Genomic DNA, 19,792 nt, shown 5'->3' with positions numbered 1-19,792 from the left:
TCTGAGGAAACCGAAACTTGGGCAAAAGGCAGTAAAAAAAAGTCCTCCGGAAAGATTCCGGAAGACTTTTTGAACTAAGAAAACCAATTTTTCTTAAGGTAACATATTCTTGTTTACCCAGTCAATCTCATCTTGACGAATGGTATGATCTCCGTCTTCAAAGAGCAAAGTTTTGATTTGAGCTCCCATTTCTTCCAATAATTCGGCTGATTCTTGAATCCTCACTAAGGGAACATGGAAATCCCTTTTGCTACTTCCAATAAATATCGGAGTAGATTCGAAATCACCCGAATATTTGGCAGACTTCAGTTTTTCTCCAATCATTCCACCTGTAAAAGCGATCACTCCGCCAAGCTTTTGAGCATGGAGTGCAGCATATTCCAAACTTAAACAGGCCCCTTGAGAGAACCCAATGAAGTAAATATTTTCAGGCTTGACCCCTTGCTTGATTGCAAATTGAAACGCTTCATCAACTGTTTCCAGAGATTTTTCCAAAGCAGTAGCATTACTGGAATCAGGAGCCATAAAACTGTAAGGATACCAGGTATTCCCACTCGCTTGTGGAGCCAAAAGTGCAAACTCCTCCATGTTTAAATACTGTTGAAGAGACAAAATACTTTGGGCACTTGCCCCCCTACCATGGAGGAGTATTGCAACCTTCTCCGCTTGAGCGATTGGTTTACCTGCTTGAATCAACTCATTCATATTTCATTGGGTCCAAAGTGACCGGAGTCAGACTTTTTTCAATTTTTTCTCTAGAAGGCTCAGCCCATTCTGGAAGTTTTACCAATTCTCCCAAATGTGCTTCATCCTCATCTATAGCAAATCCCGGTTCGTCAGTAGCTATTTCGAATAGCACTCCTCCTGGTTCACGGAAATAGATAGATGTGAAATAATTTCTATCCTTCACCTCTGTGACATGATAACCGTTTTCTAGGAGGATTTGTTGAACCTCAAGCTGACTTGCAGCATTTTCAGTACGGAAAGCTATGTGATGAACAGTCCCAGCACTTTGCATTCCATGAGGGCCTTCTTTGTCAACTAGGATATCCACGATATCTCCAGGTTTCCCCTCTGTTCCATATCTAAATCTATTTCCCTCTTCAGAGATGGAATGATAATTCATATGATTCACAAGTAGCTTTTCAGTCAACTCTTTTGCTCGAAGATTGAGTGTTGCCCCATAAAAACCTTTGAGACTATGCTCCAAAGGAATCTGTCCATAAGTCCAACCGGGTCTAGAATCCTCGTCATTTGCTACCAACTCGATTCCCATCCCGTCATGATCTTCAAATCTGATCAATTCAACACCGAATCTTGTCAAAGTATCAGATATCGCTACTCCAAACTTCTTCAGCCTCTCTCTCCAAAATTCAAGAGAGTCCTTCCCAATTGAAAAAGCAGTATAAGTTAATTCTCCGACTCCTTTTCGCCCTCTTCTAGCACCAGTAAATGGGAATGTAGTAAAGATTGTCCCCGGCTGCCCCAATTCATCTCCGAAATAGAAATGGTAAACATCTGGAGCATCAAAATTGATAGTTTTCTTAACCAATCTTAGTCCAAGAACCCCTGTATAGAAATCTATATTAGCTTGAGGATTTCCTGCAATGGCAGTGATATGATGTATTCCTGTGACGAGCGTTTTCATGAGATTGAGTTTTGTTTTTTGATAAAAAAAGCTGCCCTAGGGCAGCTTTGAAGAATTAGGCAGTTGCCTCTTCAGTTACTTCTTGTTTGACAAGCTGCACGCTTAAAATCAATCTAACTTGATCACTTACTACTACGCTACCAGCTTCGGTAACTGCAGACCAAGATAGACCAAAGTCTTTTCTGTTAACTTTTCCTTCGATTTCAAAACCAGCTTTGGTTTGACCGTAAGGATCACCAGCTACTCCACCAAAGTCTACATCCAAAGTAACTTCTTTGGTGGTCTCTCTCATAGTCAAGTTACCAATCAATTTGTAATCTCCGCCATCATTCTTGATGGTTCCTTCGAAAGATAACTTTGGATGATTTGCTGCATCAAAGAAATCAGCTGATTTCAAGTGATTGTCTCTGTCTTTTTGGTTGGTATCGATGCTATCGATAGATGCGGAGAAAGCTACAGTAGCTCCATCAAAATCCTCAGATGCAGATTCAGCAGAACCTTCAAATTCTCTGAAATAACCTGTTACAGTTGAAATCACTAGGTGTTTTACTTTGAAAGAAACTTCTGAGTGAGTTGGGTCAATAATCCATTTTGCAGTTTTCATTGTGTTGTTATTTAAAGTTGAAATTATTTTTTTTTGTATTTACATTATATGTATAGACATATTTATTGTCAAATTTTTTTAACCTCTCAATTTGTCCAAAAGGCCATTTAATACATTTGCTTCTTCTTCAGAAAGATGAACGATTTCCTGATTGAAATCTTCCACACTCTTTTCAACGGTACAAAGCAACTCCATACCCTTTTGAGTTATTAAGATATCAACTTGCCTTCTATCAGCAGGGCATTCATTCCTTTCTACCAAACCTTTGTTTTTCAGTTTCTCTACTAAACGAGATGCATTTGACATTTTGTTGAGCATTCTGTCCTGAATAGATGAAACAGTAATCGGTTTCCCCTTTTGTCCTCTCAAGATTCTCAATACATTGTATTGCTCTGGAGAAATATCATTTGGCTTAAACATCTTGGATTGAGCTGTCACCAAATAACTATGAGTATACAACAGGTTCACCACCAACTTGTTGAAAGGGTCTTTAAACTCCTTTTGCTGTATAGCTTCTTCTATCGTTCCCATTTTATTTTCCTTTGTATTTAATGTATATACATACAAATGTAGAAAAAGGTTTCACATTTTCAAAAAAAATTTAAAATGACATTGATTTACAGCTACTTATATTTTAAAAAACATCCAACCATTCAGAAACCAACTGATTGACCACCTCTGGTTTTTCGATGCAACTACTATGTCCTGCCCCGGTAACTCGATGAAGTTTGGCATTTTTGATGGACATTTGAATGAATTTAGCCTTTTCTGGTTTAGTTGCCACATCCTCATCTCCAACGATTACCATCGTTGGGCAAAAAATATTTAACAACTCATCCTCTACTCCATTTCTGTAGATCACTCCATCAACTGGGCCAGTGATGGTCCTTTTATTAGTCATCATCTCTTTTTTCCAAAACTTAACCTCTTCCTTGTTTTTAGGATTTGACAGCCAAGATTCTGCAAACATGATTTTCATAACTTTATTGGCAACGGGAGAAATCACACCCAAAAGTTTAACCACTCCATTGAGTGTTTTGTATTTAGGAACATTCTCTACTGGTTCACTATTGGCAGAGGTTTCTAAAAGAATCAAGCTTTTGATCAGTTCGGGATTCCTTGCAGCCAATCTCATTCCAACAAAACCTCCCATCGATAAACCTGCAAAATGAACTTTCCCATTCCCGAGCTTTTTGATTAGCTCCAAGGCATCAGAGTACAAAGTATCCATATCAAAAGGAGCTTTAACCTCACTTTGACCTTGTCCTCTATGATCGTAGGCGATTACCCTATAATTTTTGGAAAGCTCCTCGATCTGGGCACGAAACATTCGTTGGCTCCATAATAAACCGTGAGAAAAAACGATAGTCTCCTTTCCACTTCCTTCCTCCACATAAAAAATTTGAACTCCATTTACTTCAATTTGCGGCATTACATAATTGTTTTAGATAAAAAAAGGGTTGGTAATATTTGATCACCAACCCAATTTATTTGGAATAGTTGAGACTTACCAGTCTAAACCCGGTTGAGTAATAGTTGCATTTTCTTCAGCCTTTGCTGCATCAACTATTTTCTTAACGTCTTCCAATAGCTTTTTAGCATCATATACGATTCCGTCTTTTACTGTATACTTCACTCCACCAACACGAACAGGCTTGTTGTTTTCATCTATTCTGATGGCTCCAGTTCCATAGAGAACTTTCAAGTTTTGAAGTGGATTTTCTTCCAAAATCACAAAGTCAGCCAACTTCCCAACTTCCACAGTTCCTATTGACTCCTCCATACCCAATGCCTCTGCACCATACATAGTTGCGGACCTAATCACCTCTAAAGGATGGAAACCCGCCTCTCTCAACAATTCCAATTCACGGATATAAGCAAATCCATACAATTGATAAATGAAACCAGAGTCAGATCCTGCAGTTACTCGACCACCACGATTTTTATATTCGTTGATGAAAGTCATCCAAAGTCTATAGTTTTCTTTCCACTGCAATTCTTCCTCGGTAGTCCAATCAAACCAATAAGATCCGTGAGACTGACGGCTTGGAGAATAAAATCTCCACAGAGAAGGCAAAGTATAGGTATCATGCCATTCTGCAGTTCTCGCTCTCATCAAATCACGATTTGCTTCATAGATATTGAACGTTGGATCCAAAGTAAAATCCAATTCCAATAATTCATTCATCACATTATTCCAATGCTCAGAGTATGGAGCAGCAGCTTGTTTCCATAGTTTACCAGCCTCAGCAAATCTGTGCTGCTCGTTTTGGTAATTATAATCCAATCTGAAATCCTGAATTGTGCGATCTTCAAATAATGCCTCAGGCAAACCGTACCAGTGCTCCATAGAAGTCAAACCTGCTCTGGCAGAATTCAAAACATTCCATCTTGCTACATCCAATTGCTGATGGTGCATCGCTGATCTTAAGCCGATTCTTTTATTTTCAGATATAGCCGCTTCCATTACTTCTGGGTTCGCTCCGAAAAATTTAATCCCATCCGCACCTTTATTCTTGTTCTCGTTTACCCAAGCTTTCGCTTGTTCTGCTGTAACGATTGGCTCTTTAGCTCCTTGACCAAATGAGGTATAAGCCAATAGTCTAGGGGCAACGATTTCGTTAGCCAAGGATCTTTTCTTTTCGCTCAATACCCAGTCCAAGCCATTTCCTGCCGAAGGATCACGAATTGTAGTCACTCCATGAGCCATCCAAAGTTTGTATACATATTCAGCAGGTGTACCTTGTCCCCTACCTCCTATGTGAGCATGAGCATCAATAAAGCCTGGCATCAAATAATATCCTTCTAAGTCCAAAACCTTCGTGTTCTCATCGGCTTTTGGCCTTCTAGCTTCTTGAATAGGTAGCCCAGGATATCCTACTTGCTGGATTCTGGTGATCTTGTTTTTCTCAACTACAATATCTACAGGACCTGTCGGTGGTGCTCCAGTCCCATCAATCAAGACAACGCCACGAATGATTAACTTATCATAAGGCCCATCTCCCTCACTTCTATCTGGGGCAGGTTCTATTTGTGAAAAAGCACTCATTGCAAAAACCGCAAAGACTGCTGTCATTAGTATCTTTTTTAACATAAAGTTTGGTGGTTGATGTTTAGTGCAATAAGATAGGGTAAAATAGGAAACCAAAAAATAGAATTTGGACGACAGGAAATGAAAAAGGCCCTGATTTCTCAGAGCCTTTAGTTATGAAGTAATTTGTAATTACAAGTCTTGGAATTTCTCCATGATATCTTCGGAAATACCCGTGAAAGAATATCCACCATCGTGGAAAAGGTTTTGCATTGTCACCATTCTTGTCAAATCAGAGAACATAGTCACGATATAATCTGCACAAGAATCAGCCGAAGCATTTCCCAGTGGAGAAAGAGACTCAGCAAAGTTGTAGAAAGAATCAAATCCACCGATACCTGAACCAGCTGTGGTTTTGGTTGGAGATTGAGAGATAGTATTCACTCTCACTTTTTTCAATTTACCAAATCTATAGCCATAACCTCTGGCTATGCTTTCCAACAATGCTTTAGCGTCAGCCATATCTGTATAGAAAGGAAATACTCTCTGAGCAGCGATGTAAGAAAGACCTACAATTGAACCCCACTCCTTCATGATATCCATTTTCTCAGCCACATGCATCATTTTGTGAAAAGAGATAGCAGAAACATCGAAAGACTTGTTCATCCAATCATAGTTCAAATCTCCGTAAGATTTTCCTTTTCTGATGTTTGGAGACATCCCGATAGAGTGCAGAAGAAAATCGAAATCCGCTCCCAAAAACTCCTTAGCTTCTGTGTATAGTTTCTCGATATCTTCTACCACAGTAGCATCCGCAGGGATAACGATGGTATTACATTCTTCAGCAAGTTCTTTGATTGCTCCCATTCTCATGGCGATCGGAGCGTTAGTCAGGACAAATTTCGCCCCTTGTTCTTTGGCCTTAAGGGCTGTTTTCCAAGCAATTGAATTCTCATCCAATGCACCTGTAATGATCCCTACTTTACCTTTTAGCAAATTTTCTGGCATATAGCTTTTGATTGAAGTCAAAATTATGGCGTAAAAATAGGGAATTTCCCTGAATTGACGGCCTATTGGTGAAGGAGCTCTTTAGCACTCTCTACAGCTGAAGAGGAAGGATTGGAGCCGGCAATCATTTTTGCCAATTCAGAAACCCTTTCAGTTTCATCCAAAAGCTTGATTTTACTGATGGTTCTGTCAGAATTATTATCCTTATATACAAAGTAATGCATATCCCCTTTTGCCGCCACTTGAGGCAAATGGGTGATACAAATCACTTGATGCTCCTTTGAAATTTCTTTCATCATTCGCACCATCTGCAAGGCAACTTCCCCAGAAATTCCAGTATCAATCTCATCAAAAATCAAAGTTGGCAAGGCCATCTTGTCTGCCATGAGATATTTGATTCCAAAAAGCAATCTCGAAAATTCACCTCCAGAAGCCACTTTCTTTAATGGCTGAGGCATCGAGCCTTTATTAGCAGAAAATAGAATTTCCACTTCGTCCAAGCCTGAATTACTTGGAGCTACTGACTTACATTCCACTTGGATCTTGGCATTTTCCATGCCCAATCCTGACAAAAGCTCTTGAAGAGATTTTTCAAAAACTGAAAAACAAGATTTCCTCTTTTTACTCAAAAGCTCACCAGAACTCAACATCTTTTTCTCAGCAGCCTTCAGTTTCTCTTCTGCTTCTTTTAGATTTTCATCCAAATTTTGCACTTGAAAAACCTTCTCTGCCAATTCAGCCTCAATAGCCATCAATTCCTCCACAGAATTAACACCATGCTTTTTCTGAAGTTGATATATCTTGCTTAATCGCTCTCGGATTTCATCCAGCTTTTCAAAGTCGATCTCAACCTTCCCTTCTTCATCACCAAGCGTATCAGCGATATCTTTTAATTCTATAAAAGTCTCCTGAAAACGGTCTTTCAACCCATCAAATTTATGAGCCAGCCTGCCTAGATTTTGCAAGCCTTGCTGAACTTGGGACAAGCCCTGAACCAATCCGAATTGTTCGTCATGAAACAGGTTTAAAAGCTCATTGATCTTTTGCTTGATTTCTTCCGCATTTTCAAGAATCTCCTGATTGGACTCCATCTCCTCCTGCTCCCCAGTTTGAAGAGTTAGGGAGCTCAATTCATCCAATTGAAACTGGTTGAAATCCGCTTCTTTTTGAAGTTCTATTGCTTCCCGCTGAATAGTATCGAATGCTTTCTTTGCTTTTCTAAAATCGGAATAATCAGTCTTATAAACCTTGATTTCTGCTTGACTTTGGGCAAAAGCATCAATGATTCCCAATTGATATTTCCCATCTGCCAATTGAAGTGTATCATGCTGAGAATGGACATCCATGAGCTTCGCTCCAAGCTCTTTCAGGACATCCAATTTCACAGGAGTATCATTGACAAATGACCTGGATTTTCCACTTGGGCTTATTTCTCGGCGGATGATACAAGGGGTTTCATAATCCAATTCTTGGGTTTCAAAAAAATCTCCCAATCCATAGGCTCCAATCTCAAAAACACCTTCAATGATACATTTTTTCTCCTCTGTCAAAAGGACCTTCGTGTCAGCTCGATTTCCCAACAATAATCCGACTGCTCCCAACATAATGGATTTACCTGCGCCTGTCTCACCTGTGATCATACTCAAAGCTGGACTAGGCTGCATTTGCAACTCATCAATAAGGGCGTAATTGGAAATACTGAGGGTTTTAAGCATTGGTAATTTGATTAGCACAAAGCTAAAAAATCCGACTTAGCTTTTCAGCAGCTCGTTGTACTTTCTGGCATTATTTGGATCAACTTCCAAAAGTAATTCTACCGCTTCAGTACGGATTTCCAAAGATGCATTTTTTAAGATCTGAGAAATCTCATCACTCTTTGCATCCATAAATGAAATGGTGAAAATCCCGTTCGGTTGAGTTTTATTGGCAGCAGCAACTAATTTGATGGCTTCCAAAATATTTTGATAAGCTGTTTCTGGCTCAACCTGCAACAGGTCCAAACCTTGCCTGTGATAAAAATAATATGCTTCACGAATGGAAGAAAAGACCGAGGAGGTATAGATGTCATTAATCAACCAATAGCGATTTCTCCGATCGGATGTACTTTGTACCCACCCAGCTCTACCTGATTGCTGTGCATTGTTGACAATATCATTGGCTATGGCAAAAAACTGACTTCCTCCTTCTTTTTCGAATGTATCATAATCCAATCCTAGAGCGATATTGGCATAAAAGGCCAGCAATGAGCTGATATTATTCAAAAAGGTGAAACGGTTGAATTCCAACGGTTGAGACTCGATGTACTCAAAATTCCAGTTGCGGTCTGCAAAATTGAAAGCAAGACTTTCGTAATCCGTACCATAGATCGGTCTTACTGTTTGTATCTGAACTGTCGCTGAATACACTCCAACCTGAGGCACATCATTAATAGTAATCAGCAAATTCCCTTTAATTCTTTCCTCAGGTTTAAATTCATCCGTAGTCCAAGACCTCCCATTCAAAAACTGCTCAAAGGAGTTTTTCATCTGGGTAAAAACATTTGTATTCTGGATTCTCGCTCTATCACTGTTGATGATTACAGTGAAGTTCAACTCCTGAGAGAAAGTTAAAATCGACGGGAAAAGAAATAAAAATGTGAAGAGCAATTTTTTCATTCCTCTAAAAATAAAATAAAATCTTAGGCTTTGATCCAATGCTCAGTTTTTTTGATTTCCTCCAAAATCAATGTAGCTATTTCTGATTTTGGAGCAAGTGAAGATTCTTCATGTTCTCCATTTTTTGAGAAAATATGAACCTTGTTGGTATCTAAACGAAAACCAGCACCTTTTTCTTTCATGGAGTTCAATACTATCAGATCAAAGTTCTTACGCTCAAGCTTGGATTGGGCATTTACTTTTTCGTTTTCTGTTTCCAAAGCGAAGCCTACATGAATCTGCCCCTCCATCTTTGATTGCCCCAAAGATTGAGCTATGTCGACATTCTTTTTTAGCAGAATAGACATTTCAGAATCACTTTTTTTGATCTTTTCCGAAGCAACCTCGGCAGGTCCATAATCAGCCACTGCAGCTGTGAAGATCACAATATCCATTTGATCATGAACTGACTTAGCAGCCGTGAACATTTCTTCCGCGGATTTGACATCAGTCCAATGAAACCTAGATTTCTCAACAGGAATGTGAATCGGACCGGAAACTACCCAAACCTCAGCTCCTCTATCTACCAGTGATGTAGCGAGAGAATATCCCATTTTCCCACTGGAATGATTACTAATGAATCTTACAGGATCTATTGCTTCTTGAGTTGGCCCCATCGTAATGAGAACCTTTTTACCTTTAAAATCGGACTTTTTGCTAAAAAACTTCTGAACCTCCACCAAGATATGTTCTGGCTCCATCATTCTGCCTTTTCCAGAAAGCCCACTGGCTAATTCTCCAGATTCAGCATCAAGTAGGAGATTCCCAAAAGTTTGAACTTTGCCCAGATTAGCTTTTACGGAAGGATGCTGGTACATATCTAGATCCATTGCTGGAGCTAGCATGACGGGGCATCTTGCTGATAGGTAGGTAGCTGAAAGCAAATTATCACAAAGACCATTTGCAAACTTTGATAGGGTATTAGCACTCAAAGGTGCTACTAAAAATAAATCAGCCCATAGGCCTAATTCCACGTGGTTATTCCATTCCCCAGTCTCATCTTTTTGGAACTGATGAAGAACTGGCTTTTTGGAAAGTGTAGAAAGGGTCAAAGGGGTAATAAAGTCAAGAGCAGAAGCGCTCATAATAATTTGCACTTCTGCTCCTTTCTTGACTAAGAGTCGGGTCAGGTGTGCGGATTTGTAAGCAGCAATGCTGCCGGTTACTCCTAAAACAATCCGCTTCCCTTTCAGGCTCATTTTATTGACCTTCTTCCTGCTCTGGGAATCTGTGATATACTTTACCTTCCATAAACTCTTCCATAGATAGAGTAGACGGCTTAGGCATTCTTTCGTAGAATTTTGAAATTTCGATTTGCTCCTTGTTCTCGAATACTTCTTCCAAGTTGTCTACAGTAGAAGCAAACTCAGAAAGTTTGGTATTCAATTCTTCCTTCAAGTTGCTGGAGATTTGCTTTGCTCTCTGACCTACAACATGAAGAGATTCATAGATGTTGCCAGTTTTCGCAGCTACTTTATCCAAGTCGCGTGTAATGATGGATGGGTTAGTTGCCATTTTATCTCGATTTAATTAATTATCATTTTTTGTTTGAGGAGGAGTCGCACTTGCAGCTTCTGCAGCAGCCTTAGCCTCAGCTTCTGCTTTTGCATTTCTTTCTGCTACTTCTTGCTTCAACTTCATATGATCCTCCAATTCTTTCTTCGTCTCTGACTCAAAAGATTGAACCTCGGCGGTAAATTTACTGCTTGGGTACCTTCTGTAGAAAGTAGTAGCAAAACCTAAAGCCTCATTTAATCTATCCTCTTTTTTGGAATAAACACTGTTTTCGGCCAAGGCTGTACTTACCTCTACTAATTTATATGCGATTTCCTCATTGTATTTACTCTCAGGAAAATCTTTTGCAAAGTTCTGAAAACTTACCACACAAGCCAACAAGTTTTGACCAGGGTAAAGTCCATCCTTCAATCGATAATACATCGACGCTTCGTGATAGGCTTTTTCTTCAAATCTTCCCTCAAGGTCCTGAAGCATATCCATGGCTCTTTCATAGCTCGCTGATCCTGGGAATCTAGTCACAAACTGCTGAATAGCTGAGACTGCTTCTTGACTACTCTGCTGATCCAAATTGAAATCTGGAGCATCTAAATATAGCGAGTATGCATTCATGAACAACGCCTCTTCTGCTAAAGGGCTACGATTGTAGGTACGGTAGAAGTTACTGAAATAACCAGCAGCCTCGATATACCTTTTAGTCTTGAAATGACAATTAGCATAGTTGTAATCTGCCAATTCGGCTTTTTCACTCCCTCTGATCACAGGCAAAACCTTGTCATATAGAATAATAGCCTTATTATACTCTCCTTCTTGATAATACTTATTGGCTCCTTCATAGAGTTCTTCCCAATTGGTGCTTTTTTCCAATTTGCTGAAAGGTCCACAGGAACTGAAAACCAAGATGAATAAGAGAATAAATAAGTGTTGTACGCGCATGTTCATTTTCAAGACCGCAAATATACGGGATATTAATTGGTATTCAAACGGATAGAAGGAGGTGACTATTACTTCTTCACTTGAAGTTTTTTGGTTACAATATTTTTATTGTCCACAAAAAGCGTGTAGAAATAAATCCCAGGATTAAAATCAGACACATTAATCGAAAGTGAAGGTCTTTCTGGATCCAAAACATATTCGGCAATTGGATTCCCAATAAAACTGTTAATCACAATTTTCGCATGTGCTCCCTGTTTTTTAATCTTGTAGTCAAACTGTGCCACCCTGTTACTAGGATTTGGATAGACATCCGAAAGTGAAATGGATTCATAATCAAAATCGTTCACTTTTTTATTTGGATTGCTGACGTTGTATTGGGCTTCCACTACAAAAGCCTCACGCAAATTGTTTTCATTGACAAATACCAAATCAAAACTACCTCTGGTCTCAGCGATCCCCATATCCAAATCCAAATATAGATCTGTAAGGATTTCCCCGGGATTCAGACTTAATTTGATTTTTGCCAAATCTCTTTTGGCATCGTAGCACTGATCACCGATACAAATTTTCATCTGTTGGGATGAACCTAGATTTCCAGAAAGATTTTTCAAGAAATAGGTTTTGGGCTGATCAGATTCGTTTTGAAGGATGACAGTTTTACGATGAGTGGAACCGATATCACCTATAAAATCAAGACCTTCGCTCAATACACGCACTTGTTGCGCTTCCGAAATCATCGGAAACGCAAGCATCAGCCACGCAAAAAGTTTGAGAAATGTCTTCATGTAAAGTTGTAATCGATACGCTTGTCAGTTGTTTAACTGCATTTAATATACGCACAAAAATATGTCTTAGGTAATGACTGAGCGAAAAAATGCGGTTAATTGTTGTTAACCTCGATAAAATTTTTCTTACGGTTTTTCGTTAGGCAGGTTCCCTACCTTTTTCAAAGGCTTCAACTTAGGTTTTTCTGGCCTCAAACCACGTTTTTCTAGTGACTTCTGGATTTCCTCATCGGTTGGCATCCGAATTTCAGCATCTGGCTCATCAAACAAGTTTTTTTCGTTAGGATCAATTTCTTCAACCTTTCTCCATGTGAAAATCGTCTCCATGGAAGGCTTTTCTTCTATTCTCCATTGAAATCCTTCCAACCTTGAACTTTCCTCTTCGACTAATTGAAATGGAATAAACTTACCATCTGGCTTCACGTCATACTTGACTTTTTTAATCACTCCATCTTTAAAGTCCATTCTGATGGTGGCAGACAAGGTTCTATTGATTCCTTGAGTCAAAGTATCTCCCTCCAAAGCATAGTACAAAGACTCCCCATTCCCTTCAATCTCCAACCTATTGATTTGCCCTTCAGTAAAATATCCATTGAGCTTTCTACCTTTCATCTGATTGAAATTGGTCAAGGTATCGGTCATCACTGAAAAGACGTTTTCCTGCATATAAACTCTTTTCAATTCTTCATTTTGTATGAAAAACGTCATCGAGTCTGCAGTGATTTGACTCTTTTGATTCCAGATAACTGGATCCTGAAAAAGCTGAATGGTGGAATCGTTGTAATTATATGCCAACGAATCAGAAACTCCAGTAAGGTCAGATTTCACCAGCTGAATTGAATGAAAAGCCAATAAATATTTCAAGGAATCTGATTCATGATCTTGAGAAATCAGCGTATCTGCTGCCAAATACAAAGTGTCTTTTTCGAAGTACCTTCTCACCAATGCATTGCCATGTACCAAACTATACCCTCGTTCTTCCCAATACTTTCCTTCATCTCCAAAAATCTCAACTTCTCGCTCTTTATTGAAAACCCTCACATTTTCTTTCCCTTCATAATACCCTTCTAATTCACGATAAAGTAACTCCTCCGCTTTCACTCGGCTAGTTTCAGTATCAACTACTCCATCATAAAATCGAAATAATTTATTCTGAGTATCATAGAAACTTCCCTTCTGAGCATTCAGCGTATTTCCTTCCTTTGAAACCAAGTTTGTCAAACCTTGAGTCTCTGCAGTTTTAGGAATTGTCAGATACACCAGAAAATTTGTTTTCATGGTATAGTCTGGGTTCACCAAAACAACATCATCCTCAAATGTTATTTTTTCTAAATTGACTTCATACTTCCCTCTCTCACTGGTCAAAACGTTGGTGGAATCCACCACTTTCCCCTCATTGAAATAGGTCGCAATATTGGCTTTTCGATTGTAATCCAAGAAATCGGTATAGAGTTTTGTCTCCCCATTATCGAAAATCACATTGTTCCGAAGTTTGGCCAATTTGGTATTTCCATCATACTCAGCATAGGCACTTTTTGTGGTCACCGAGTCCTCCATATCCTCAATAAACACCCTACCATAAAGCTTTGCCATGTTGGTCGCTCTATAAAAATGCGCTGAATCACAATTGATTAGGGTGGTCTGATGCTTCATTTTGACATTCCCCAATAATCTCTCAAAACCATTGGCTCCCAAAAGAGAATCGGCTTCATTGATCTCAAGCACACTCCCCCCCTGCCCAAAAACAGAAAGTGATATGAAAAGCCCTAGGCCTATAAGAATAAACTGAGGTAAAGAAAATTTCATCGGATAATTCAAGTGGGCAAAATTAGTAGAAAAAGCTATTTTTGATCAATGATCTCAGCTTTTCAAGAGCATATACGCCAAAAGTCTCTTCTTGATACAAATTCCACCTACCTTTTTGCCTGTAGTGGGGGAATCGACAGCATGGTTTTGGCCACTCTCCTACACCAACTCAAAATCCCTTTTATCCTCGCACATGTCAACTTCCACCTTCGAGGCGAAGAAAGTAATGATGATGAAGAATTTGTAAAAAATTGGGCAATTGATCATGAGATTCCTTTTCAAACTCTGGATGCTGATGCTCATCAAGTGGCAGAAAATCAAAAGATCTCCACACAAATGGCAGCTCGGGTAATTCGCTATGATTGGTTTGAAAACCTAAGAATAAAACTAGGGTTGAATGGAATCATCCTAGCTCACCATGAAGATGATCAGATAGAAACTATTTTTCTCAACCTATTGAGGGGAACAGGTTTAGATGGTTTGATAGGCATGGCTGACCGAAAAGGACATTTGATAAGACCATTGTTGCCATTTTCAAGAGAACAAATTGAAAAGTTTGCAAAGGAAAATGATATCCAATGGAGAGAGGATTCATCCAATAAAAAAACTGATTACAAGCGGAATAAATTAAGACTAGATGCTTTACCACTGCTTTTTGACACCGCCCCAGATGCCAAAAAGAACCTACTTTCCAGTCTCAATAGGCTAAAAGATTCCTCCAAGGCATTCTCAACTTTATTCGAAAATTGGAAATCCCAAGAGATAAAAGTGGATGGCGATTTTCAGTTTCTACCAATTTCCGCCATCAAAAACACTTCAGGGGCTACTTCCTTACTCTTCTATTGGCTTAGACCTTTTGGCTTTAATTCAGATCAAGCTGAATCCATTTTGGAGGCCTGCCAAACGCATAATCCAGGTAAAATTTTTGAAACGGGAAGTTTTCGATTGACAATCGACAGAGATGAGCTGATTCTTTCTCCGAAGACAGGAGTATTCGAGACCATCACGATTCAAAAAAATGACATCGAAGTCAGCTGGGAAGGAAAAACATATGAGCTCCTTAAGCTTCATGAAAAAGCTCCAATAGATAAATCCAAAACCAATGCAATGTTGGATTTGGAAAAAATCAATTTCCCACTTGAAATCAGAAGCTGGGAATTAGGTGATAAATTTATCCCGCTCGGGATGAAAAACAGCAAGAAAATCTCTGACTTTTTGATAGATTTGAAAGTATCTGTAGCAGAAAAATCCAAAATCAAAGTACTCATCTCCGAAGGAAAGATTGCTTGGGTTATTGGTTATAGAATCGCTGATTGGGCAAAACTAGATGCCTCCACAAGGAAAACTCTATACATCAAACAAAAAAGCTGATGCTGAATCCTTTTTCCAAGACCTATACAGCCGAAGACCAAAACACCTTTGATTTTCTAAGGTTGATCAAATTTTTTGAGAGGCTGAGAAATAATGAAATGGCCCGGTTTATTCCCGCCATGCATCAACGGAAATATTATCGAGACGAGGTAGTCTTTTTCAGTAAAGACCCAAGTCAAGCTCTTTATCTGGTCAAGAGAGGTCAGGTTAATCTTACGATTGATGTCAAGGATAATTTTGAATCCATTCTGGAAGTAAACAAAGGGGAGGCTTTCGGTGAAAACTCACTTTTGGAAAACACCAAAAGAACCTATACTGCTATTGTTACTTCGGAGGAAGCAGACTTGATCGTCATTCCTCATTATGCGATTCAGGAGATTTTTGATTCTAGCCCGAAAGTCAAAGCGAAGATGATGACTTCACTTTCGGAATATTACAATGACAACAATCAGCGCTTATTCAAATCCTATCGAGAATCCTTTGGGTTTTTCAGCCTTAAGCAGATGTTTGAGTAAGCTGAATTTCACTGCAAATCGAAATTTTAAAGTATTTCGCAACCGAATAACAAAGTATTGTCCCGAGGGTTTCTATTCCTCCCATTGTTTAATAACTTAGCGCCGCTTTTTATAGGCTATATCAAATAATAAATCATAATATCATGAGCAAAGTAACCGTTGTAGGGGCTGGAAATGTAGGCGCAACTTGTGCTGACGTCCTAGCCTATCGCGAAATCGCTGAAGAAATAGTATTAGTAGACATCAAAGAAGGTGTTGCCGAAGGCAAAGCCCTTGATATCTGGCAAAAGGCTCCAATCAATCAGTATGACCCTCGTACTGTTGGAAGCACCAATGATTACAGCAAAACCGCAAATTCTGACGTAGTAGTTATCACTTCAGGTCTTCCAAGAAAACCTGGCATGACTCGTGACGATTTGATCGAAACCAACGCTGGTATCGTGAAGTCTGTTACTGAAAACGTAATCAAATACTCTCCTAACGCGATCATCATTGTGGTTTCTAATCCACTTGATGTAATGACTTACCAAGCTCATTTGTCTTCTAAACTTCCTCGTACCAAAGTAATGGGTATGGCTGGAATCTTGGATACTGCACGTTACAGAGCATTCTTGGCATCTGAGTTGAACGTTTCTGCCAAAGAAATCCAAGCAATCTTGATGGGTGGACATGGTGACACCATGGTTCCTCTTCCTCGATACACTACAGTAGCTGGTATCCCTGTGACTGAATTGATCGAAAAAGAAAAATTGGATGCGATCATCGAAAGAACCAAGTTCGGTGGTGGTGAATTGGTTAAATTGATGGGTACTTCCGCATGGTACGCTCCAGGATCTGCAGCTGCTCAAATGGTAGAAGCTATCTTGAAAAACCAAAGAAGAGTATTCCCTGTTTGTATCAAATTGGACGGAGAATACGGAATCGATGATTGCTACCTAGGTGTTCCAGTTATTTTGGGCAAAAACGGTATCGAGAAAGTAATCGAACTAGACTTGAACGAAGAAGAAAAAGCATTGCTTGAAACTTCTAGAGGTCACGTGAAAGAAGTAATGACCGTATTGGATAACCTTTCCAAGTAATTCATATTAAATTAAAGACCCGGGATATGATCTACTAAGATGATGTTCCGGGTCTGATTTTTGTTAAAACTTAAACAGATCAAACCCCCTGAAGTGAAAATCTGGAAAAGTCTACTGGTTCTTATAACTATTTTTGTACTCGGTGCCGCCGGCTACTGGGCATATACCAATTACTTTTCTACTTCTCAGGTCAAAAACTTTGATCTAATAGGACAAGATGCTGTCTTCGTCCTTGAATCCGATGAGTCAGCTCTCATTTGGAATGAATTGGTAGAACACCCATCCTGGGGAATTCTCAAAAACTTCCCATCTTTTCAAAAAATATCCGAGCAGCTAGTCAGCCTGGATAGTCTAACAGACCATTCTGGAAAAATCACACAACTGTTTAATGGAAAGACCTTAACCATCTCCTATCATTCGACGGGAGCTGAATCGTTTGATTTACTTTTCACTTTAGAGGCATCACAAGGAAGCAGTGCAGATTTATTCGCTCAACTTTCCGAAAAATTACCAGCTGGCGCCAGAGTAACTACAAGACAATACTCTAGTCAACCCATTTCTGAATTCTTTGATTCCAACAACAATCGAACTTGGAGCTTTACATTCCTAGGTTCTGTGATGGTTGCTTCTCAATCCTCATTTCTAATTGAGGAAGCTATTCGAAATTTTGTAAATCCCGAACTCCCAACTTTTGGAGACCTTATTCCCGCAGAAAATAACTTAGACCGTCACGAAGGAGTTCTCTGGCTAAGCGGAAGAGGCCTAGGGAGTCTTTTGAAAGGAACTCATCAAAACCGGGAAAATCTTGCTGCTGAGACTCTACAAAACCTAAGTGGAATTGTTGGCCTTCAATTGCACTTGAAAGAGGATGAAATTGGCTTTGAAGGGCCTCTCTATTTAACAGACTCAGTCAACTTCACTCCTTCTTTATCAGCAAATCTAAATGCCATAGAAAAGGCAATCCCAAATTCAACTTTAGCAATCACTCAATTCAACCTTCAAAGCATCTACGAGACTCAAATCCTTGAGAACCGCGCATTTCCACAGAAATCAACTTTGGTAGCAGAAATCCAAAGAAATCTCATCGACCAAGGCTTTTTGGACGATTTCACCGGTGAGCTTTACCTTATTGAATTAGAAGCTTACGGAGGATCCAATCAAAATCTTGCGCTGATAGCAAGAACATCAAACCCTGAAGCTTCCATTGAATTATTGGAGAAATATCTAGCTGAACAGGGCAACGAGACTTCCGATTTTTATGGAGAAAACAAGATTCTTTTTATTGCTGACGAAGAATTTCCAGCCCATTTATTCGAAGGAAAATTCTTTGGCTTCGATCAAACATTTGTTACCCAAACTGAGGAATTGCTGATTTTCACCAATTCCCAACAAGGAATGAAAATGGTACTTGACGATTATTTTAACCAGAATAATTGGGCAAATGAAAATCGAGCTCCTGCAGCAAAAATAGCTTTAACTCCTTCCTCAGGCTTTTCAAGAATCTATCTTACCTCAGAAATCTGGAAAAGTTGGACGCAACAGACCAATCCTTCCTGGAGCACGTTTTTGCAAAAATATTCCTCAGCATTTAAAGCATTCCCATACATTTCTTTCCGAGTCAATCAAATTGGAGGAGAAGCTTTGGCGACTCTTTCTTTGCCTTTTAAATCAGGAGAAATAAGCGAAATCAAACCTGAATCTACAGTTAGTCTGAATGCTGAAAGTCAGGAAACTTTTCCTGCACCATTGATTTATGGTCCGAAGGCAATTACGAATTATCAGGATAATACCGAAGACCAAATAATTCAAGACGCCAACCATGTTCTTTATTTGGTGAATTCAGCTGGCGAGACCGTTTATAGTGAGCAGCTTTCTGGCCCTATCATTTCGGATGCTTTCCAAGTGGATTATTATAAAAATGGAAAACTTCAACTTCTTATCGCCACTCCTGATAGAGTCTATGGCATTGATCGCCTAGGGAATCCATTACCAAATTATCCTTTTTTATTTTCTGGAGAGTCGATTACCCACTTGAATTTGGTAGACTATAACAACAGCAAAGAGTACAGATATTTTATAAGTACAAACAGTGGTAATCTTTACTTGCTAGACAAAACCGGAGATAGATTAGACGGATGGAACCCCCTTTCGATCGGAGATGTGAGTATTATGGCACCAGCTCATTTTAGAGTTCCGGGCCGTGGAGACTACATGGGAGCCGTAACCAAAAGTGGCAAGCTTTACCTATTCAACAGAAGAGGAGAAGCACAAAGCGGTTCGCCGATTCAAGTTTCTGATAAGCTTTCCAGCGGATTGGTATTTAATAGAAGCAATGGATCCAGAGCTTTCCAATTATCAGGAATTTCTGCGGGTGGTGAAGTTTTTCATGTGAATTTCGGAGGAGAAATCACCTATAGAAACCAATTGATCAAAGAGGACAGAGACAATGAATTCCTAGTTATTCCTGATCAAAAAGATATGGATTTCGTCTATATCTCCAGACAATTCAATCAAGTCAAAGTATTGGATCGAGATGAGAAAGAACTTCTATCCATAAGAGCTTCGGACGGTGATCTTTCTTATCAATATTTCGATTTTGGATCTTCCAGACAGATTTTTGTAATCACTGATAAAACCCAGGAATTCTCTTATTTGTATGATCTGAAAGGTAATCTGATGACCCAACTCCCTTTGGAAAGTATAGGTGAAATAGAAATCAGCTATTTCCCAAATCAAAGCAAATATCAAATCAGAACCATCGCAGGAAACAGGTTGACTACCTACCAGCTAAGCGACTGATC

Annotated in this window: 18 protein-coding genes; 4 read left to right on the top strand and 14 right to left on the bottom strand. The window is 39.3% G+C overall.

The annotated features are described in order from the left end of the window. Nucleotides 1-93 precede the first annotated feature (93 nt). From BUF13_RS16060 to BUF13_RS15995, 14 genes are all read right to left on the bottom strand, one after another. Nucleotides 94-705, bottom strand: a complete 612-nt coding sequence (locus BUF13_RS16060) for an alpha/beta hydrolase (RefSeq protein ID WP_073572826.1) — start codon at nt 703-705, stop codon at nt 94-96. Next, on the bottom strand, nt 698-1,648 hold the full coding sequence (locus tag BUF13_RS16055; protein ID WP_073572825.1) for a ring-cleaving dioxygenase: 951 nt from the start codon (nt 1,646-1,648) through the stop codon (nt 698-700). Before BUF13_RS16055 ends, BUF13_RS16060 begins: the two co-directional genes overlap by 8 nt. A 55-nt stretch (nt 1,649-1,703) precedes the next feature. Next, nucleotides 1,704-2,252, bottom strand: coding sequence for a YceI family protein (locus tag BUF13_RS16050; protein WP_073572824.1), 549 nt, complete (start codon nt 2,250-2,252; stop codon nt 1,704-1,706). A 78-nt stretch (nt 2,253-2,330) separates the two neighbouring features. Further along, entirely contained in the window at nt 2,331-2,783 is a 453-nt protein-coding gene (locus BUF13_RS16045) for a MarR family winged helix-turn-helix transcriptional regulator (protein ID WP_073572823.1), read from the bottom strand. A 103-nt stretch (nt 2,784-2,886) separates the two neighbouring features. Continuing rightward, nucleotides 2,887-3,684, bottom strand: a complete 798-nt coding sequence (locus BUF13_RS16040) for an alpha/beta fold hydrolase (protein WP_073572822.1) — start codon at nt 3,682-3,684, stop codon at nt 2,887-2,889. A 75-nt stretch (nt 3,685-3,759) separates the two neighbouring features. Further along, on the bottom strand, nt 3,760-5,346 hold the full coding sequence (locus tag BUF13_RS16035; protein ID WP_073572821.1) for an amidohydrolase family protein: 1,587 nt from the start codon (nt 5,344-5,346) through the stop codon (nt 3,760-3,762). A 129-nt stretch (nt 5,347-5,475) separates the two neighbouring features. After that, the gene (locus BUF13_RS16030; protein WP_073572820.1) at nt 5,476-6,291 is read right to left on the bottom strand and encodes an enoyl-ACP reductase FabI; all 816 of its coding nucleotides are present in this window, start codon (nt 6,289-6,291) and stop codon (nt 5,476-5,478) included. A gap of 62 nt (nt 6,292-6,353) precedes the next feature. Then, on the bottom strand, nt 6,354-8,006 hold the full coding sequence (recN, locus tag BUF13_RS16025) for a DNA repair protein RecN (protein WP_073572819.1): 1,653 nt from the start codon (nt 8,004-8,006) through the stop codon (nt 6,354-6,356). Nucleotides 8,007-8,042: 36 nt separating this feature from the next. Further along, nucleotides 8,043-8,945, bottom strand: a complete 903-nt coding sequence (gene porD, locus BUF13_RS16020) for a type IX secretion system protein PorD (protein WP_073572870.1) — start codon at nt 8,943-8,945, stop codon at nt 8,043-8,045. A gap of 23 nt (nt 8,946-8,968) precedes the next feature. Further along, nucleotides 8,969-10,183 (bottom strand): bifunctional phosphopantothenoylcysteine decarboxylase/phosphopantothenate--cysteine ligase CoaBC, encoded by a 1,215-nt coding sequence (gene coaBC / locus BUF13_RS16015; protein ID WP_073572818.1) that lies wholly within the window; start codon nt 10,181-10,183, stop codon nt 8,969-8,971. A 1-nt stretch (nt 10,184) separates the two neighbouring features. Then, entirely contained in the window at nt 10,185-10,499 is a 315-nt protein-coding gene (locus BUF13_RS16010) for a DNA-directed RNA polymerase subunit omega (protein ID WP_073572817.1), read from the bottom strand. A gap of 15 nt (nt 10,500-10,514) precedes the next feature. Beyond that, nucleotides 10,515-11,435, bottom strand: coding sequence for an outer membrane protein assembly factor BamD (locus BUF13_RS16005; RefSeq protein ID WP_073572816.1), 921 nt, complete (start codon nt 11,433-11,435; stop codon nt 10,515-10,517). A 68-nt stretch (nt 11,436-11,503) separates the two neighbouring features. After that, nucleotides 11,504-12,220 (bottom strand): T9SS type A sorting domain-containing protein, encoded by a 717-nt coding sequence (locus BUF13_RS16000; protein WP_073572815.1) that lies wholly within the window; start codon nt 12,218-12,220, stop codon nt 11,504-11,506. Nucleotides 12,221-12,346: 126 nt separating this feature from the next. Continuing rightward, nucleotides 12,347-14,026, bottom strand: coding sequence for an OstA-like protein (locus BUF13_RS15995; RefSeq protein WP_073572814.1), 1,680 nt, complete (start codon nt 14,024-14,026; stop codon nt 12,347-12,349). Between the two features lie 48 nt (nt 14,027-14,074). On the opposite strand from BUF13_RS15995, the gene tilS reads away from it, so the two are divergent. The 4 genes from tilS (at nt 14,075) to BUF13_RS15975 (ending at nt 19,790) form a co-directional block, all read left to right on the top strand. Next, nucleotides 14,075-15,397 (top strand): tRNA lysidine(34) synthetase TilS, encoded by a 1,323-nt coding sequence (gene tilS / locus BUF13_RS15990; protein ID WP_073572813.1) that lies wholly within the window; start codon nt 14,075-14,077, stop codon nt 15,395-15,397. Then, nucleotides 15,397-15,912, top strand: coding sequence for a Crp/Fnr family transcriptional regulator (locus BUF13_RS15985; protein ID WP_073572812.1), 516 nt, complete (start codon nt 15,397-15,399; stop codon nt 15,910-15,912). The genes tilS and BUF13_RS15985 overlap by 1 nt, the downstream gene beginning before the upstream one ends. A gap of 143 nt (nt 15,913-16,055) precedes the next feature. Next, nucleotides 16,056-16,991 carry a malate dehydrogenase gene (mdh, locus tag BUF13_RS15980; RefSeq protein ID WP_073572811.1) on the top strand — a complete coding sequence of 312 codons (936 nt, stop codon included), beginning with the start codon at nt 16,056-16,058 and terminating at the stop codon, nt 16,989-16,991. A 93-nt stretch (nt 16,992-17,084) separates the two neighbouring features. Further along, on the top strand, nt 17,085-19,790 hold the full coding sequence (locus BUF13_RS15975) for a hypothetical protein (protein ID WP_073572810.1): 2,706 nt from the start codon (nt 17,085-17,087) through the stop codon (nt 19,788-19,790). Nucleotides 19,791-19,792: the final 2 nt, after the last annotated feature.

The organism is Algoriphagus zhangzhouensis (genome assembly GCF_900148515.1).
In the GTDB taxonomy this organism is placed as follows: Bacteria; Bacteroidota; Bacteroidia; order Cytophagales; family Cyclobacteriaceae; genus Algoriphagus; species Algoriphagus zhangzhouensis.
This window is presented reverse-complemented; position numbering and strand designations above follow the sequence as displayed.